This is a genomic window from Xenorhabdus khoisanae (assembly GCF_001037465.1).
Lineage (GTDB): Bacteria > Pseudomonadota > Gammaproteobacteria > Enterobacterales > Enterobacteriaceae > Xenorhabdus > Xenorhabdus khoisanae.
Window position 1 is genome coordinate 21,356 of the sequence record NZ_LFCV01000025.1, and the last position, 17,576, is coordinate 38,931.

The window sequence follows — 17,576 nt, forward strand, 5'->3', positions numbered from 1 at the left end:
TGATGAAATCTCACTCTCAATGAAGTAAACCCGCAGGCTCTGCTTGCGGGTTTTTTATTGTTCTTGAAAAAAACAGATTTAACCTCATATCCTTTCTTACTATTATGTAAGAGCTTACTACTTTTTAGAGGGGAAAAGCCCCTTGTTAGTTAACTTTGGATCATGGTCATCATTGCTTATCTCAAGTAGAATCAGTTATGAATGGCACCAGCGTGAGTTCTATTAGGAGACGGAAATGTCATACAGTGGCAAGCAAGATCAATATGCACCTAACATGTCTTTGGTGCCGATGGTGGTTGAACAAACAGCACGTGGGGAGCGTGCATTTGATATTTACTCCCGCTTATTAAAAGACCGTATTATTTTTCTGACAGGGCCAGTTGAAGATCATATGGCGAACTTGGTTGCCGCCCAAATGTTATTCTTGGAAGCAGAAAACCCAGAAAAAGATATTCATTTATATATCAACTCGCCGGGTGGGGTTATTACTGCTGGTATGTCTATTTACGACACGATGCAATTTATTAAGCCAGATGTAAGTACTATTTGTATGGGACAGGCCTGCTCAATGGGGGCATTTCTGTTGACTGCTGGAGCAAAAGGCAAGCGTTTCTGTCTGCCAAATTCCAGGGTTATGATTCACCAGCCATTAGGTGGTTTCCAGGGGCAGGCAACTGATATTGAAATCCATGCACAGGAAATACTCAAGGTTAAAGCCCGTATGAATGAATTAATGGCAAAACATACAGGGCAACCACTTGATAAGATCGCTGAGGACACAGAACGTGACCGTTTCTTATCAGCCGCAGAGGCCGTAGAATACGGACTGGTTGATAGTATATTCACCCAGCGCAACTAATTTATTGACAATTACTTTATTACTCCGACGCTAGTCTTTTCTGGGCGCTTCTTTATGTTGACGTTAAACTAGGCGGAGTAATGACAGCGTTTTTTCTGTTATGCCAGATAAGCTGGGATAACAGCTCATAAAGTGAGGTTGACTGATGACAGATAAGCGCAAAGACGGTTCAGGAAAGCTGCTGTATTGCTCTTTCTGCGGAAAAAGCCAACATGAAGTCCGGAAATTAATCGCCGGCCCGTCAGTGTATATCTGCGATGAATGTGTCGATTTATGTAATGATATCATTCGCGAAGAAATTAAAGAGTTGGTACCACATCGTGAGCGTAGCACATTGCCTACTCCTCATGAAATTCGTCAACATCTGGATGACTATGTCATTGGTCAGGAAGCGGCGAAAAAAGTATTAGCAGTGGCCGTTTATAACCATTACAAGAGACTGCGTAATGGGGATAACAATAATGGTGTGGAATTAGGCAAAAGCAACATTTTGCTGGTTGGCCCGACAGGTAGCGGTAAAACTCTGCTGGCTGAGACACTTGCCCGCTATTTGGATGTACCATTTACTATGGCTGACGCCACGACATTGACTGAAGCAGGTTATGTCGGGGAAGACGTAGAAAATATTATCCAGAAACTTCTGCAAAAATGCGACTACGACGTGCAGAAAGCACAACGTGGTATCGTTTATATTGATGAAATAGATAAGATTTCTCGTAAATCTGACAATCCTTCAATTACTCGTGACGTATCCGGTGAAGGGGTTCAGCAGGCCTTATTAAAACTGATAGAAGGTACTGTCGCAGCGGTTCCGCCTCAAGGTGGCCGTAAGCATCCACAACAAGAATTTTTGCAGGTTGATACTTCAAAGATCTTGTTTATCTGCGGTGGTGCGTTTGCAGGTTTGGACAAAGTTGTCAGCCAGCGTTTGAATGTCAGTTCAGGTATTGGTTTTAGTGCTACAGTTAGAGGTGAATCGGAGAAAGCAACAGAAGGTGAGTTGCTGTCTCAGGTTCAGCCGGAAGATTTGATCAAGTTTGGTTTAATTCCTGAATTCATTGGTCGTTTGCCGGTTGTGGCGACACTGACTGAACTCAATGAAGAAGCACTGATTCAGATCCTGCAAGAGCCAAAAAATGCGTTGACTAAACAGTATCAGGCTCTGTTTAATCTGGAAGGTGTTGAACTGGAGTTCAGAAAAGAAGCACTGACTGCCATCGCGAAAAAGGCAATGGCGCGTAAAACGGGTGCTCGTGGTCTTCGTTCAATTGTTGAAAGTGTTTTGCTGGATACAATGTATGACCTGCCATCAATGGAACACATAGAGAAAGTGGTCGTTGATGAATCGGTTGTTGAAGAGAAATCCGCACCATTATTGATATATTGCAAGCCGGATGCCCAAGTTTCTGGTGAGTGAAGAAAATAGGGTAGGGAATGCCGATTATCAATACGCATTGAAAAAACAAAAATGAGGGATTTTCCCTCATTTTGTTTTTTGCAGATATAGGCTATTGAATGTCAGATTCTTGTCCCCATATATTTTGTATTCTTTGAAGTGAAACTCGTGAAAACCGTGTTTCACGAGATTCCTAAAAACTGGCGAAAGCTGTACCCAATAGATTTTGAGTTGCACCGTGGTGGCAGGTAAATAAATCCCAGAGAGCATAACTAATTGTGTGACCGGGGTAAGTGAACGCAGCTAGCAAAGAGGCAGCTTGAAAGGTGAAGGGTATAAATGAAGAGAGAGCTCTATGAATCCTGAGCGTTCCGAACGCATAGAAATCCCTGTATTGCCTTTGCGCGATGTAGTGGTTTACCCACATATGGTGATCCCTCTGTTTGTTGGGCGTGAGAAGTCGATTCATTGCCTGGAAGCAGCAATGGATCATGACAAACAGGTCATGCTGGTCGCGCAAAAAGAAGCATCTACTGATGAGCCGGGAGTCAATGATCTTTTCTCCGTAGGTACAGTGGCTTCTGTTTTACAGATGTTAAAATTGCCAGACGGAACCGTAAAAGTTCTGGTTGAAGGTTTGCAGCGTGCTCGCATTACTACATTGACGGATAATAGCGAGTATTTTTATGCGAAAGTTGAATATCTTGAATCCCCTGACGTTGATGAACGTGAACAAGAAGTTCTGGTAAGAACCGCTATCAATCAGTTTGAAGGCTATGTCAAACTGAATAAAAAGATCCCGCCAGAAGTATTGACATCGTTGCACAGTATTGAAGATGCAGCAAAATTGGCAGATACCATCGCTGCACATATGCCTTTGAAAATCAATGACAAGCAGGCTGTTTTAGAAATGTCTGACGTTGTTGAGCGCATTGAATATCTGATCGCAATGATGGAATCAGAAATCGATCTTCTACAGGTAGAAAAGCGCATCCGCAATCGCGTTAAAAAACAGATGGAAAAAAGCCAGCGCGAGTACTACCTGAATGAGCAAATGAAAGCGATCCAGAAAGAATTAGGTGAGATGGATGATGCACCTGATGAATATGAGACGCTAAAGCGCAAGATCGAAGATGCGAAAATGCCAAAAGAGGCGCGCGAAAAAGCAGAAGCTGAATTGCAGAAATTAAAAATGATGTCTCCAATGTCGGCAGAAGCAACGGTTGTACGTAGTTATATTGACTGGATGGTGCAAGTCCCTTGGGTTGCACGCAGCAAGGTCAAAAAAGATTTAGTAAAAGCTCAGGAAGTACTGGATATAGACCATTATGGTCTTGAGCGCGTCAAAGAGCGTATTCTTGAATATCTCGCAGTACAAAGCCGTGTCAGCAAGCTCAAGGGGCCAATACTTTGCTTGGTTGGGCCTCCGGGTGTTGGTAAAACCTCATTGGGTCGTTCCATTGCACGGGCAACCGGACGCAAATATGTGCGTATGGCATTGGGTGGCGTGCGTGATGAAGCAGAAATCCGTGGGCATCGCCGTACCTATATTGGCTCCATGCCGGGCAAATTAATTCAGAAAATGTCCAAAATTGGGGTGAAAAATCCACTGTTCTTGTTGGATGAGATCGACAAAATGTCATCTGACATGCGTGGTGATCCGGCTTCAGCCTTGTTGGAAGTGCTTGATCCTGAGCAGAATGTGGCGTTTAACGATCATTACCTTGAAGTGGATTATGATCTGTCTGATGTTATGTTCGTGGCAACGTCCAACTCCATGAATATTCCTGCTCCATTGCTGGATCGTATGGAAGTCATTCGTCTGTCCGGTTATACAGAAGACGAAAAACTGAACATTGCCAAGCGCCATCTTCTGCCAAAACAGACTGAGCGCAATGCCTTGAAAAAAGGCGAGTTAACCATTGATGACGGTGCAATCCTCGGTATTATCCGTTATTACACCCGTGAGGCTGGCGTTCGTAGTCTGGAACGTGAAATCTCTAAATTGTGTCGTAAGGCCGTTAAAGCATTATTGATGGATAAGAAGCTTAAGCACATTGAAATCAATGCAGGTAACTTGAAAGATTATCTGGGAGTGCAGCGTGTTGATTACGGTCGTGCTGATACAGAAAACCGTGTTGGTCAGGTAACAGGTCTTGCATGGACAGAAGTCGGTGGTGATCTGCTGACGGTTGAAACAGCCAGTGTGCCGGGTAAAGGTAAATTGACCTATACCGGTTCATTAGGTGAAGTGATGCAGGAATCCATTCAGGCAGCATTGACAGTGGTTCGGGCTCGTGCAGATAAGCTGGGCATCAGTTCTGATTTCCATGAAAAACGTGATATTCACGTCCACGTACCTGAAGGTGCGACGCCAAAAGATGGCCCGAGTGCGGGTATTGCCATGTGCACAGCATTGGTTTCTTGCCTGACAGGTAATCCTGTTCGTGCTGCTGTGGCGATGACGGGTGAAATTACTTTACGCGGTTTAGTTCTGCCAATTGGTGGTTTGAAAGAGAAATTACTGGCAGCGCATCGTGGGGGAGTGAAAACCGTCATAATTCCAGATGAAAATAAACGAGATCTGGAAGAAATCCCACAGAACGTGATCCAAGATTTGGAAATCCATCCTGTTAAGCGTATAGAAGATGTTTTAGCTATCGCTTTGCAGGAGCCAGCATTTGGTGCAGAAGTGGTATCACTAAAATAGTATAAAAATAGTGAACTAACTCAAGAACTGTATATAAAATATAGGCTGGCAAGTAAATTGAGACTTGCCAGCTTTTTTTGTGTCATTAAGTTAGTTTAGTCTAATTATCTGATTAAATATTTTGCTGTTCCATGATTTCTTGCTAATACTGGAAAGGATTGATATGACGGCATGACTGTCGCGTTATCCGTTATAAATCGGTTTTTGTTACATTAGTAAAACTAAATGGGGATGATAAGAGTGAATAAGTCACAACTGATCGACAAAATTGCTGCTGATGTGAATATTTCTAAGGCAGCAGCCGGACGTGTAGTAGATGCATTCATTTCTTCAGTATCTGATGCATTGAAAGACGGTGATGATGTCGCTTTGGTAGGGTTCGGTACGTTTACTGTGCGTGAGCGTGCAGCTCGTACGGGACGTAACCCTCAGACAGGCAAGGAAATCAAAATTGCAGCAGCAAAAGTACCTGCTTTCCGTTCTGGAAAGGGGTTGAAAGATGCTGTCAACGGCTAATGAGTGAGAAACTTGCTCCTCGCCTTTGCCATAGCAGTAAACTTAAACTGACTAGGCAATGTTGATAGGTTAGAATATAAGCGCATCAATCAATTGGTGCGCTTTTTTTCTCTTAGCGTTTGAATTGTCGTAATATGACAGTTTCTTTTTCACTAAAGCGGAGTTTTACGTCTTTATGATGGACAACCTACGCACGGCGGCAAATGGCCCTGTGCTTAAAATTGTGTTGGCTCTAATTATTTTGACCTTTCTGGTGACGGGGCTAACAGGCTACCTGTCAGGCGAAAATGGTAGCTATGCTGCCAAGGTGAATGGTCAAAGTATTAGTCGTGCTCAACTGGAGCAAGCATTCCAACAAGAAAAAAATGCTATGCAAGAGAGGCTGGGAGATGGATTCTCAACTTTGCTGAGTAATGAACAGGCCGTACAACAGCTTAGACGCCAATCATTAGATCGTCTCATCAATGCCACCTTGATTGAACAATACGCGCATAAGCTGGGTTTATCAGCAAGTGATGAGCAAGTCACACAGGAGATACGTAACCTACCTTTTCTTCAAACCGACGGCAAGTTTGATAACAACAAATATCAGGATTATTTGAATTGGCTGGCTCGTTCAAATATGAGCCCTGATGTCTTTGCTGAGCAGGTTCGTCAAGAGCTGATTAATCGCCAATTAGAGCAGGTGTTAATAGGTTCTGAAATTGCATTACCGACAGAAGTCAAAGAAGAAATTGCGCTTCTTTTTCAAGAAAGAACAGTACGTTTTGCAACTCTTGAATTGAAATCAATTGAAGCACAGCAAAAAGTCACCGATGAAGAGCTGAAAAACTACTATACTGCGAACAGCAAACATTTCACTGTGCCAGAAAAAGTAAAAATCAGCTACATCAAAATGGATGCTGCGGATGAGCTGAAAAATGTCACCGTATCTGATGCTGATATTGAAAAGTATTATCAAAACAATCTGTCAAAATACACTAAGTCTGAACAGAAGAAGTACAGCTTTATTCAATTGACTTCAGACTCTGATGCTAAATCGGTTTTGGATGAATTAAGTAAAGGGGCTGATTTCAGTCAATTGGCATCCGAAAAATCGACAGATAAATTTTCTGCTCAAAAGGGTGGTGATCTCGGTTGGATGGAGGAAAGCTCCCTGCCTAATGAGATTAAATCAGCCAATCTGACACAGAAAGGGCAGCTTTCTGGTGTCATTAAATTATCCAATGGATATGCGATTTTCCGTTTGGACGATATCAATCCTCAGGTTGTCAAATCATTGGAGGATATCCGTCCGGAAATAGAAAAAATCGTTAAGCAGGAAAAAGCGGTTGATGCATTTTATGCGTTACAGAGAAAAGTAAGTGATGCCGCAGCCAATGATAACGAATCTTTGGCAGCAGCAGAGAAAGCAGCAGGTTATCAGGCTGTAACCACTGACTGGTTTGATCGTGACCATATCCCGGCCGATATTAATTTCAGTCAAGTTGTTCAGGCTATTTTCTCTGGCAATTTGATTGATGATAAAGGGACAACAGGTATTAACTCTGATGTCATTTCTGTTGAGGGTGACAGAGCCTTTATTGTGCGTGTTGATGATGTTAAACCTGAAACAGTTCAGCCATTCGAGCAAGCTAAAACTGAAGTCGCTGAGCTGGTGAAGCGCCAAAAAGCGGAGAAACAACTTCAGGTTGAGAGTGAAAAATTGTTGGCTGCGCTGAAAGAAGGTAAAGGTGAGCAGGCATTGAAAGCAGCAGGAATTCAGTTTGCTGAACCTACTGTGATAAAACGCATATCACAAAACGATCAGGCTACCGATGTGGCATTCACTCTGCCTCATCCTAAAGATGGTAAGGCTGAATATGGATTAGCTCAAGATGGGCTTGGTAACGCAGTGTTTATCCAATTGGATAAAGTTGTTCCAGGGCCTATTACAGATGAGCAGATTAAACAATATATGTCGGCTTATCAGTATCAAACAGGTAATGTCATGCTGGAATCACTAATAATTAATTTGCGTGATGATGCAGATATTAAGCTGGGGCAAATCGAATAAAATTGCGAAGTTACTCGCAGCTGTTTTTGCAAAATAGTAATTTTTAAAGGCCACTTTCGTGGCCTTTCGCATATTTAAATCTTGCCTATTGTCTGGAAATATTGTTATGGCAATCTCTCCTGCGTCAACAAAACATGGAGGAATTTATATGAAATATTTAAGGATATTATTCAGTTCGCTCGTTATGGCTTTGTGTATCAATATACCGTTATCTCATGCCGGCACCGTGAATGAATCTACCGATAAAGTAGTGAAACAACCCGTTAGCCAGCAGAAAACTGCCATTGGGAATAATGAATCGCAAGAGGAAGGAAAACAAGGTTCAAGCCAGCAAATACAAGGAAAAGGAATTCTTAACATCAATACGGCAAGTGCTGAAGAGTTCGCTAAAGAGCTCAACGGCATTGGTACTAAAAAAGCACAGGCGATTATTGAATATCGTGAAAAATATGGCCCGTTTACGGCAATAGAACAATTACAGGAAGTTCAAGGTATTGGGCCTATGTTTATGGAAAAGAATAGAAGTAAATTAACTTACTGAGTGTTAAGCCCTCTTGTAATGGCTTAATAATTTTACATTGTAAGTTTATCAAGAGGGCTGTGATGCCGATCAAGAATAATTCATTAAACACTATTGTAGTTAAATTGTTTTGCTATTGTTAAATATTGTCTGGTCGGATGAGTTTAAAGGAAAACATAGCAATGAGCACGATTATAAAAGTCAGGGGCTACCATATTGATATTTTCCAGCATGTTAACAACGCACGTTATTTGGAATTTATGGAAGCAGCACGCTGGGATTTGCTGACTGAAGATGACACTTTGGAATGGCTAAACAGTAAGAATATTGGTTTTATTGTGGTAAATATCAATATTAATTATCGTCATCCAGCAGTGGTTACAGATGAGCTGGAAGTAAACTCTTCCATGCGGGAACTGGGTAATAGAAGCGGCGTATTTTTTCAGGAAATTATACGCAGGAGTGATAATAAAGTGATTGCTGATGCCTTAACCACATTTGTCTGTATTGATTTGAAAACTCAAAAAGCGCTTGTTTTAGAAGGTGAGTTACGAGAAAAAATGGAGTCTTATAAGAGATAAAACAGCGAAATGAGAGGTTCCATGAACCTCTCGCTGATAAGTGTTAATTAAACAAAGCAGTTTGATTAACTCAGATGTGTTTTAGATTTCATATCTGCCATAGTGGATTGGGCGTTGTTTAAATAATAACCTAATCCCTTGGCCCGGAGATGGCAAGCAGCACATTCACCGCATCCATCACCTTGAATACCGTTATAACAAGTGAGAGTTTGGTTACGGACGAAATCCAGTTTTTCATAATAATCAGCCAGTGCCCAAGTTTCAGCTTTGTTTAACCACATTAGGGGCGTTTCGAAACGGATATCACGGGCGATACCAAGGCTGACCGCTTTATTTAGTGCTTTGACAAATTCGTCACGGCAATCTGGATAGCCCGAAAAATCAGTTTCACAAACACCCGTAATAACCGCTTCAGCTTCGACTTGATAGGCATAAATTGCCGCCAGAGTTAAAAACAGAATGTTACGACCAGGCACAAAAGTATTTGGGAGGCCATTTTTTTCACTTTCACTGAAATCTGGCACGGGAATGTTATCTCTCGTCAGGCTGCTGATTGCGAGCTCATTAAGTAAAGTAACATCCAGTACCTTGTGGGCAGCCGCGCCTAATTCTTCGCTGATACGACAAGCTACATCAATTTCAGCACGGTGACGCTGCCCATAATCAAAAGTGACACAGTGAACTTCGTCATATTGACGGAGTGCCTGAATTAAACAAGTGGTGGAATCTTGCCCACCACTGAATACAACAACGGCTCGTTTCATGATACCTACCTCTGTAAATTGAAGGAGATATGTTACTCATAACCGTTTAACTTGGGTAGTTGTGTTCGATACTGTGTGAGATCACCGATATTATTGTGAACCCATTCTGGGTTGTAATACGTATCGAGATAACGTTCTCCGCTATCACAGAGTAATGTCACAATTGCTCCCTGTTGATTGTTGTCATGCATTTGTTTGGCGAGCTGCAAAGCACCCCAAACGTTGGTTCCTGTTGATGCTCCCGTTTTTCTACCAAGTAATTTTTCAAGCCAATAAATGGTAGCAATAGTCGCAGAGTCAGGAACTTGGATCATGTCATCAATAACAGTAGGAATAAAAGAAGGTTCTACGCGTGGGCGGCCAATACCTTCGATTTTACTGCCAGTAGTTCCAAGAAGATCACGGCGATTCTGGCGGTAACAATCGTAGAAAACGGAGTTTTCTGGATCAACAACGATTAATTTAGTGTCATGTCCCTGATAGCGGATATAGCGGCCAAGTGTTGCTGATGTACCACCTGTTCCTGCACTCATAACGATGTAAGTCGGTTCAGGAAATGGCTCCAGTTTCATGTGACGGAAAATGCTTTCTGCAATGTTATTGTTGCCCCGCCAATCAGTAGCTCGTTCGGCATAGGTAAATTGATCCATGAAATGACCATTTAGCTCTTTTGCCAGACGTTCTGACTCCTGATAAATCATAGCTGAATGTTCCACAAAATGGCATTTACCACCGTAGAACTCAATTTCCTGAATTTTGCGTTTAGCTGTACAGGAAGGCATTACAGCAATAAAAGGCAAACCGAGTAATCGGGCAAAGTAAGCTTCCGAAACAGCGGTACTGCCGGATGAAGCTTCAATAATTGGAGTTCCTTCCTTAATCCAGCCATTAGTGAGTGCATAAAGGAATAGGGAGCGTGCAAGCCGGTGTTTTAGGCTACCTGTAGGATGAGTACTCTCATCTTTAAGGTAAAGGTGGATATCCGAAAACATGGGGAGGTTGAGACGTATCAGATGTGTATCTGCGCTGCGTTGATAATCAGCCTGGATAGCTCTTATGGCATTTTTAGCCCATAAAGACGACATAAAATTGACCCTGAATAATAATACCGTAGTGATATATAGATTACCCTTACATTTAGAGAAATAGATTATTATTTTTCTGAGATTATCCGTTATATTTGGGAAATATTTCTACAGGATTTAGATATGCTAGATAAAATAGATCGTAAGCTACTGGGACTGCTTCAACAGGACTGTAGTCTATCCCTTAATGCGCTGGCTGAAGCTGTTAATCTGACTTCCACACCTTGTTGGAAACGGCTTAAACGACTTGAAGATGAAGGATATATTGTTGGAAAAGTGGCATTGATAAATGGCGCTAAACTTGGGCTTAGTCTGACTGTGATAGTGATGATTAAGACTCAGCAACATAACAGTGAGTGGTATGAACAATTTGTGTCTTTTATCAGAGAGATGCCGGAAGTTTTAACATTTTATCGCATGGCAGGCGAATATGACTACCTAATGCATGTAGAAGTTGTTGATATGAAAAGCTATGATCGATTCTATAAACGCATGGTGAATGGGATTTCTGGTTTGATTGATGTAAGTTCCAACTTTGCTATGGAGAAGATAAAATATACAACGGCGTTGCCGATACCAGATTCAGTAATATGAAGTCGCCTTTGGTAGGCAGACGTCAATTCTTTCATTTTTTACCTTGGGAATAGGTGTGTGAGATTATTTTCACAATTAAGCTGGTATTTTATTAGTGAATGGCGGCGTTATTTAGGCGCTGTTGTTTTTCTCATCATAATTGCGGTGCTACAGCTGATTCCTCCACGATTGGTTGGAATTATTGTTGACGGCATTAGTGCAAAAACAATGTCATCCAGCCAGCTGCTAATTTGGTTGGGGCTGATGATGCTGATCGCGGTGGCAATCTATGGATTGAGGTATGTCTGGCGTGTATGGCTGTTTGGGGCCTCTTATCGGCTGGCAGTTAAATTGCGCAGTGATTTCTATCTGCGACTGAGTAGCCAAAATCCTGAGTTTTATTTGCGTCATCGAACAGGCGACCTTATGGCTCGCGCAACAAACGATGTTGATAGAGTTGTTTTTGCGGCAGGTGAGGGAGTACTTACTTTAGTTGATGCGTTAGTGATGGGATGTGCTGTCCTAATCGTAATGAGTGTGCAAATCAGTTGGCAACTAACGTTATTATCACTACTGCCCATGCCTATCATGGCATTTGCAATTAAGCATTATGGCGATCAGCTTCATCACCGTTTTAAATCTGCGCAAGGTGCATTCTCTGCTCTGAATAACCACGCACAAGAAAGCTTAACCAGCATTCGCATGATAAAAGCGTTTGGTTTGGAAAAGCTGCAATCCAATCAGTTTGAAGAAGTGGCTACTGATGCTGGGCGTAAAAATATGCATGTAGCACGTGTGGATGCACGTTTTGACCCCACGATTTTTATCGCCATTGCTGTTGCAAACCTCTTGGCTGTAGGGGGAGGAAGCTGGATGGTTGTGCATGGTTCCATGACCCTTGGTGAACTGACCAGCTTTGTTATGTATCTGGGATTGATGATTTGGCCAATGCTGGCATTAGCGTGGATGTTTAACATTGTTGAAAGAGGCAGTGCTGCGTATACACGTATCCGCAGTCTGTTGCGGGAACCTCTGGTGATTGAAGATGGCGCTTTGTCTTTATTTCCAGGCAGGGGAACCTTGCAAGCAAATATTAACTCTTTTATTTATCCCAAAAATGATAAGCCTGTCTTAGGGAATATCCATTTCAAGCTGAAACCTGGACAACTACTAGGGTTGTGTGGCCCAACGGGTGCAGGAAAGAGTACTTTGCTGGCTTTATTACAGCGACAATTTGATGTCACCGATGGAGAAATTCTTTTTCAATCTCAGAATATCTCTTCTCTCAGAATGGAAGAGTGGTGTTCACGATTGGCTATTGTTAACCAGACGCCTTTTCTGTTTTCAGACACGGTTGCAGGCAATATTGCATTAGGGCGGCCAGATGCAACCCAAGAACAAATAGAAGAAGTTGCTCGTTTGGCAAATGTACATGATGATATTTTGCGATTGCCTCAAGGTTATCAGACTGAAGTGGGTGAACGTGGCGTCATGCTTTCTGGTGGGCAAAAACAGCGTATATCCATCGCAAGAGCCTTGTTGTTGGATACTGAGATCTTGATTCTTGATGATGCCTTGTCGGCGGTCGATGGGCATACAGAACATCAAATCATGAAAAATCTCAGCCAATGGCGGCAGCATCGCTCCATTATCATCAGTGCACACCGGCTGTCTGCATTAACGGAAGCAGATAATATTTTGGTTATGCAACATGGCACGATTGCGCAACAGGGGCGGCATAAGCAACTTATCGCTCAATCAGGTTGGTATTTTGATATGTACCATTACCAACAATTAGAAGCCGCATTGGATGGGGAAAATGACTAATACTCATATGCGCAAGCTCTGGCCATCATTAAGGCGCTTGCTCTCTTACAGTAAAAATTATCGAAAACCAATGCTAATTGCTGTACTGATGTTATGGATTGCCGCATTGGCAGAAGTGAGCGGGCCACTGCTTGTAAGCTATTTTATCGACAACATGGTCGCAACGGGAAACTTGCCGCTTGATATAGTCATTAGTCTTGCCGCCGTATTTTTAGTCTTACAACTTGTTTCGGCTGCCTTGCATTATTATCAGACTTTATTTTTTAATCAGGCATCAGTGGGAATAGTACAGCAACTTCGTACTGATGTTATGAACTCGGCATTACGTCAGCCATTAAGTGCTTTCGATACTCAACCTGTGGGTCAATTGATATCTCGTGTAACAAATGATACTGAAGTTATTAATGATCTGTTTGTAAATGTGATCCCTACTGTATTTCGCAGCATTGCATTGATTGGCGCTATGCTGATAGCTATGTTTATTCTGGATTGGCGCATGGCGTGTGTTGCGATAGTCATATTTCCGGCTGTATTGCTGGTAATGGTAATTTATCAGCGCTTCAGTACTCCAATTGTGAGAAGGGTTCGTGGCTACTTGGCTGACATTAATGATGGTTTTAATGAAGTCATTAATGGAATGACCGTAATTCAGCAATTTCGTCAGCAAGCACGTTTTGGTGAAAAAATGCTGGCTACCAACCGAGCGCATTATCAAGCTCGTATGCAGGCATTACGGTTAGATGGCATTTTATTGAGGCCATTATTGAGCTTTTTTTCTACCGCAGTATTGTGCGGTTTGCTTTTTCTGTTTGGGCTGAAAGGATCCGAAATCATCGGTGTAGGAGTATTGTACGCCTTTATCAACTATCTTGGCCGATTGAATGAACCTTTGATTGAGTTGACTGCACAACAATCAGTATTACAGCAAGCTATAGTTTCAGGAGAGCGGGTTTTTGAACTTATGGATAGCCCCCTGCAGAAGTATGGGGATGATTTGGAAACCTTGGCTAGTGGAAGGATTGATATTGAAAATCTGAATTTTGCCTATCGAAGTGACAAGCGTGTCTTGAGTGATATTAACCTACATGTTCCCCCACATGGATTCGTGGCTTTGGTTGGGCATACGGGAAGCGGTAAAAGTACTCTGGCGAATTTGATTATGGGGTACTATCCGTGGCAAGACGGTGAAATTTATCTTGATGGGCGTCCGGTATCTTCGCTTTCTCATGCTGTATTACGTAATGGTGTGGCAATGGTACAGCAAGATCCTGTGGTTCTGGCTGCTTCATTTTTCGACAATATCACGTTAGGGCGGGATATTAGTGAAGAGAAAATTTGGGAAGTGCTGGAAATGGTTCAATTAGCTGAATTTGTCCATAGCTTACCAGATGGTTTGAATTCAGTATTGGGAGAACAAGGAAATACCCTTTCCGCAGGGCAAAAACAGTTATTGGCAATGGCCAGGGTTCTGGTGCAAACGCCACAGATCCTTATTTTGGATGAGGCAACAGCCAATATTGATTCGGGAACGGAACAATCAGTGCAGAAAGCGCTAGGGATAATCCGTAAACAAACAACGCTGGTAGTTATTGCTCACCGTCTTTCAACCATTATTGAAGCTGATTCCATACTTGTGCTGCATCGTGGTGCAATCGTCGAACAAGGACGGCACCAACAGCTATTAGCACAGCGTGGACGCTATTATCAAATGTACCAACTCCAACAGGTTGGTGAAACCTTGAATGAGACTGTGCACGCTTAATGTGCATATGGGGAGCGGATATGTTTGCTGCTCCCCTTTTCTTATCCCTTCCTTAGAGATCCTCTTCAGTAATATGTTGATTAAATATTACTTTTAACTTTTGGCATATCCCTTGCAAATAACCTCTGTGTAAACACAGCAAATACAAATACAGCAAAAAGTGGGGGAAATATGAAGTTAATCACCATCATCATCAAGCCATTTAAGCTGGACGAAGTGAGAGAAGCGCTTGCTGATATAGGGGTGCAAGGTATGACTATCACAGAAGTAAAGGGATTTGGACGCCAAAAAGGTCATTCTGAGCTTTATCGAGGAGCTGAATATAACGTTAACTTTTTGCCCAAAGTTAAGATTGATATTGCTATCAATGATGAACGGGTTGAGGAAATTGTCGATATTATTCAGCAGGCTGCATTCACGGGGAAAATGGGGGACGGAAAGATTTTTATCTTTGAGTTACAGCATGCCGTTCGTATCAGGACGGGTGAAACGAATGACTCAGCACTGTAAATAGGAGGAGAAAAAATGAACAAGAAACTCTTATCCATAGTTGGCCTTGCAGTCAGTTTTCCTTCATTTGCTTTTGCTGCGGAAAAAACGCTCGATAAGGCTGATACAGTATTTATGTTTATAAATACTGTACTGGTACTTTTTATGACAATACCTGGAATTGCTCTGTTCTATGGAGGGCTATTGCGCCGCAAAAATGTTTTGTCATTGATGTCACAGGTGATTGTTAGTTTTTCATTAGTTTGTGTGCTTTGGGTTGTCTACGGTTACAGCATGACTTTTGAGGCAGGTAACCGTTTTTGGGGGGGATTAGATCAAGTCATGCTGAAAAATATATCTATAGCTGACCTGAATGGAGGATTCTATAAATTAATTCATGTTGTTTTCCAAGGTGCATTTGCTTGTATCACTGTTGCTTTGGTGGTGGGCGCTTTATGCGAGAGAATCCGTTTTTCAGCATTATTGATTTTTAGCGTGTTATGGCTGACGGTATCGTATATTCCGATAGCACATATGGTGTGGGGAGGAGGTTGGCTTGCTGAAGATGGCGCTTTGGATTTTGCTGGTGGGACGGTCGTTCATATTAATGCGGCAGCAGCAGGGTTGGTTGGCGCTTATTTACTAGGAAAACGTTCAGGATTTGGACGAGAAGCGTTTAAACCTCACAACTTACCAATGACTTTTATTGGAACAGCGATCCTTTATATCGGTTGGTTTGGGTTCAATGTAGGTTCTGCTGGTGCAGTAAATGCCATTGCAGCATTGGCTCTCGTGAATACCGTGATAGCAACAGCGGGGGCAGTATTGTCATGGGTGATTTCTGAGTGGTTATTTCGTCAAAAACCTTCGCTCTTGGGGGCATGTTCCGGGTGTATTTCAGGTTTAGTGGTAATTACGCCTGCCGCAGCAACGGTTGGTATCGGTGGTGCGCTGATTATGGGACTGATTGCGGGTGTTGCTGGTTTGTGGGGAGTGGTCATACTGAAACGGTGGTTGCGTGCAGATGATGTCTGTGATGTTTTTGGTGTGCATGGAGTATGTGGTATCGTTGGTTGTTTGTTGACCAGTATTTTTACCGCGTCCATTTTAGGTGGAACAGGATTCCCTGAGGGAATGACAATGCTACGGCAGTTCGGTATTCAGATGGTTAGTATATTAGTTTGTATTATTTGGTCATCGTTAGCTGCTTATATTTCATTTAAGATTGCCGATAAACTGGTTGGATTACGCATTAGTATTGAATCAGAAAGGGAAGGGTTGGATATTACTTCACATGGTGAAAGCGCGTATAACTGATCATACTTTTTCTTCCTTGAACACTGTGGGCCGTGCCGTAATAACGGGGCAATGTTCCAATGACACAGCACTTATTTCTGTTATTACGGCAATTTAATTCATTACAGCTTTCTGATTACTCCTTCTTGAACCGTAGAAGCGATGAGGACACCTTGACGGGTATAAATATGCCCGCGCACAAAACCACGAGCTCCTGATGCTGATGGACTTTCGATCGCATAGAGCAACCAATCATTCATACTAAAAGGGCGGTGATACCACATTGAATGGTCAATTGTGGCTACTTGCATATTACGTCCCATAAATTCTACGCCATGGGGTTGTAATGATGTCGGTAGGAAATTGAAGTCTGAAGCATATCCCAGTAAGCAGCTGTGAATGAATGGATCTTCCGGCATTTTCCCATTACTGCGGAACCAAACATAACGAACAGGGGCTTTGGGGGAATGATTAGGTAAGATATGAGGTTTGATTATTTTCATTTCCAGAGGTGGTGTAGAAAAAGCATTTTTTAGTTTGGCGGGAAGTGAGTCAGCCATTTTTTTTGCTAATTCTTCTTGGGATTCTAACTCTTCTGGAGGGGGAACGACAGGCATGGTGTTCTGGTGTTCAAAACTTTCTTCATGGCTTTGGAAAGAGACCGTCATATAGAAAATAGGGTGACCATATTGTATTGCACTGACACGACGAGCACTAAAACTTTTCCCATCACGCAATATTTCGACATCATAAACGATCGGCTTACTGCTATCTCCCGGGCGTAAAAAATAGCTATGGAAGGAGTGAATCATTCTATCATCAGTAACGGTTTGCTTTGCTGCATATAGCGCTTGGCCTATCACTTGTCCGCCAAAAACTTGAGGAAATCCCAAATCCTCGCTTTGCCCTCGGTAAATTCCCTCTTCTATCTTTTCCAGATGTATTAAGTTAATTAAATTTTGTAATGCCTGGCTCATAACATGCCTTTGCTTTTTAAGTGTGTAAAAAAATGGATAAAAGACGATTACAGCTAATAAATTTTAAATTATTAGAAAATAAGTTCATAAAATTGTAAATAAAATTTATGATTATGTTTTTTATTCTGGAGATGAATTATCACGTTTAATTTTATCAATGCTTGT

General features: G+C 42.2%; 15 protein-coding genes. 12 read left to right on the forward strand and 3 right to left on the reverse strand.

The features are described 5' to 3' along the window. The first annotated feature begins 235 nt into the window (after positions 1–235). The 7 genes from clpP (at position 236) to AB204_RS04365 (ending at position 8,638) form a co-directional block, all read left to right on the forward strand. Entirely contained in the window at positions 236–859 is a 624-nt protein-coding gene (gene clpP, locus AB204_RS04335) for an ATP-dependent Clp endopeptidase proteolytic subunit ClpP (RefSeq protein ID WP_047962161.1), read from the forward strand. A gap of 145 nt (positions 860–1,004) precedes the next feature. After that, entirely contained in the window at positions 1,005–2,276 is a 1,272-nt protein-coding gene (clpX, locus tag AB204_RS04340) for an ATP-dependent protease ATP-binding subunit ClpX (protein ID WP_047962162.1), read from the forward strand. 334 nt (positions 2,277–2,610) lie between these two features. Continuing rightward, positions 2,611–4,965 carry an endopeptidase La gene (gene lon, locus AB204_RS04345; protein WP_047962163.1) on the forward strand — a complete coding sequence of 785 codons (2,355 nt, stop codon included), beginning with the start codon at positions 2,611–2,613 and terminating at the stop codon, positions 4,963–4,965. 240 nt (positions 4,966–5,205) lie between these two features. Further along, positions 5,206–5,481 carry a nucleoid-associated protein HU-beta gene (gene hupB / locus AB204_RS04350; protein ID WP_047962164.1) on the forward strand — a complete coding sequence of 92 codons (276 nt, stop codon included), beginning with the start codon at positions 5,206–5,208 and terminating at the stop codon, positions 5,479–5,481. A gap of 175 nt (positions 5,482–5,656) precedes the next feature. Next, positions 5,657–7,537: a peptidylprolyl isomerase gene (gene ppiD / locus AB204_RS04355; protein ID WP_047962165.1), complete on the forward strand. Its 1,881-nt coding sequence runs from the start codon at positions 5,657–5,659 to the stop codon at positions 7,535–7,537. A gap of 106 nt (positions 7,538–7,643) precedes the next feature. Then, a complete protein-coding gene (locus tag AB204_RS04360) occupies positions 7,644–8,078 on the forward strand; it encodes a ComEA family DNA-binding protein (RefSeq protein WP_411354699.1) in 435 nt (144 codons plus the stop codon). A gap of 161 nt (positions 8,079–8,239) precedes the next feature. Beyond that, the gene (locus AB204_RS04365; RefSeq protein WP_047962166.1) at positions 8,240–8,638 is read left to right on the forward strand and encodes an acyl-CoA thioesterase; all 399 of its coding nucleotides are present in this window, start codon (positions 8,240–8,242) and stop codon (positions 8,636–8,638) included. 65 nt (positions 8,639–8,703) lie between these two features. Here AB204_RS04365 and queC read toward each other — a convergent pair whose 3' ends face one another. Then, complete coding sequence (queC, locus tag AB204_RS04370) at positions 8,704–9,402, reverse strand: 7-cyano-7-deazaguanine synthase QueC (RefSeq protein WP_047962167.1); 699 nt, start codon at positions 9,400–9,402, stop codon at positions 8,704–8,706. A gap of 32 nt (positions 9,403–9,434) precedes the next feature. Further along, positions 9,435–10,487: a PLP-dependent cysteine synthase family protein gene (locus tag AB204_RS04375; protein WP_047962168.1), complete on the reverse strand. Its 1,053-nt coding sequence runs from the start codon at positions 10,485–10,487 to the stop codon at positions 9,435–9,437. A 123-nt stretch (positions 10,488–10,610) separates the two neighbouring features. On the opposite strand from AB204_RS04375, the gene AB204_RS04380 reads away from it, so the two are divergent. The 5 genes from AB204_RS04380 to amtB all read left to right on the forward strand — a co-directional run bounded on the left by AB204_RS04380 (position 10,611) and on the right by amtB (position 16,455). Further along, entirely contained in the window at positions 10,611–11,081 is a 471-nt protein-coding gene (locus AB204_RS04380; RefSeq protein ID WP_047962169.1) for an Lrp/AsnC family transcriptional regulator, read from the forward strand. A 57-nt stretch (positions 11,082–11,138) separates the two neighbouring features. Next, on the forward strand, positions 11,139–12,887 hold the full coding sequence (locus AB204_RS04385) for a SmdA family multidrug ABC transporter permease/ATP-binding protein (protein WP_047962170.1): 1,749 nt from the start codon (positions 11,139–11,141) through the stop codon (positions 12,885–12,887). Next, a complete protein-coding gene (locus tag AB204_RS04390) occupies positions 12,871–14,649 on the forward strand; it encodes a SmdB family multidrug efflux ABC transporter permease/ATP-binding protein (RefSeq protein WP_047962171.1) in 1,779 nt (592 codons plus the stop codon). Before AB204_RS04385 ends, AB204_RS04390 begins: the two co-directional genes overlap by 17 nt. Positions 14,650–14,820: 171 nt before the next feature. After that, the gene (gene glnK, locus AB204_RS04395; protein WP_047962172.1) at positions 14,821–15,159 is read left to right on the forward strand and encodes a P-II family nitrogen regulator; all 339 of its coding nucleotides are present in this window, start codon (positions 14,821–14,823) and stop codon (positions 15,157–15,159) included. A gap of 15 nt (positions 15,160–15,174) precedes the next feature. Next, on the forward strand, positions 15,175–16,455 hold the full coding sequence (gene amtB, locus AB204_RS04400; RefSeq protein ID WP_047962173.1) for an ammonium transporter AmtB: 1,281 nt from the start codon (positions 15,175–15,177) through the stop codon (positions 16,453–16,455). A 101-nt stretch (positions 16,456–16,556) separates the two neighbouring features. On the opposite strand, the gene tesB is transcribed toward amtB, so the two are convergent. Beyond that, a complete protein-coding gene (tesB, locus tag AB204_RS04405; RefSeq protein ID WP_047962174.1) occupies positions 16,557–17,411 on the reverse strand; it encodes an acyl-CoA thioesterase II in 855 nt (284 codons plus the stop codon). Positions 17,412–17,576 lie beyond the last annotated feature (165 nt).

What these genes read in the sequence shown, in the direction of transcription:
- clpP (WP_047962161.1), top strand. Translation starts at nt 236, where the DNA reads ATGTCATACAGTGGCAAGCAAGATCAATATGCACCTAACATGTCTTTG.
- clpX (WP_047962162.1), top strand. Translation starts at nt 1,005, where the DNA reads ATGACAGATAAGCGCAAAGACGGTTCAGGAAAGCTGCTGTATTGCTCT.
- lon (WP_047962163.1), top strand. Translation starts at nt 2,611, where the DNA reads ATGAATCCTGAGCGTTCCGAACGCATAGAAATCCCTGTATTGCCTTTG.
- ppiD (WP_047962165.1), top strand. Translation starts at nt 5,657, where the DNA reads ATGATGGACAACCTACGCACGGCGGCAAATGGCCCTGTGCTTAAAATT.
- AB204_RS04360 (WP_411354699.1), top strand. Translation starts at nt 7,644, where the DNA reads ATGGCAATCTCTCCTGCGTCAACAAAACATGGAGGAATTTATATGAAA.
- AB204_RS04365 (WP_047962166.1), top strand. Translation starts at nt 8,240, where the DNA reads ATGAGCACGATTATAAAAGTCAGGGGCTACCATATTGATATTTTCCAG.
- queC (WP_047962167.1), bottom strand. Translation starts at nt 9,402, where the DNA reads ATGAAACGAGCCGTTGTTGTATTCAGTGGTGGGCAAGATTCCACCACT.
- AB204_RS04375 (WP_047962168.1), bottom strand. Translation starts at nt 10,487, where the DNA reads ATGTCGTCTTTATGGGCTAAAAATGCCATAAGAGCTATCCAGGCTGAT.
- AB204_RS04380 (WP_047962169.1), top strand. Translation starts at nt 10,611, where the DNA reads ATGCTAGATAAAATAGATCGTAAGCTACTGGGACTGCTTCAACAGGAC.
- AB204_RS04390 (WP_047962171.1), top strand. Translation starts at nt 12,871, where the DNA reads ATGGGGAAAATGACTAATACTCATATGCGCAAGCTCTGGCCATCATTA.
- glnK (WP_047962172.1), top strand. Translation starts at nt 14,821, where the DNA reads ATGAAGTTAATCACCATCATCATCAAGCCATTTAAGCTGGACGAAGTG.
- amtB (WP_047962173.1), top strand. Translation starts at nt 15,175, where the DNA reads ATGAACAAGAAACTCTTATCCATAGTTGGCCTTGCAGTCAGTTTTCCT.
- tesB (WP_047962174.1), bottom strand. Translation starts at nt 17,411, where the DNA reads ATGAGCCAGGCATTACAAAATTTAATTAACTTAATACATCTGGAAAAG.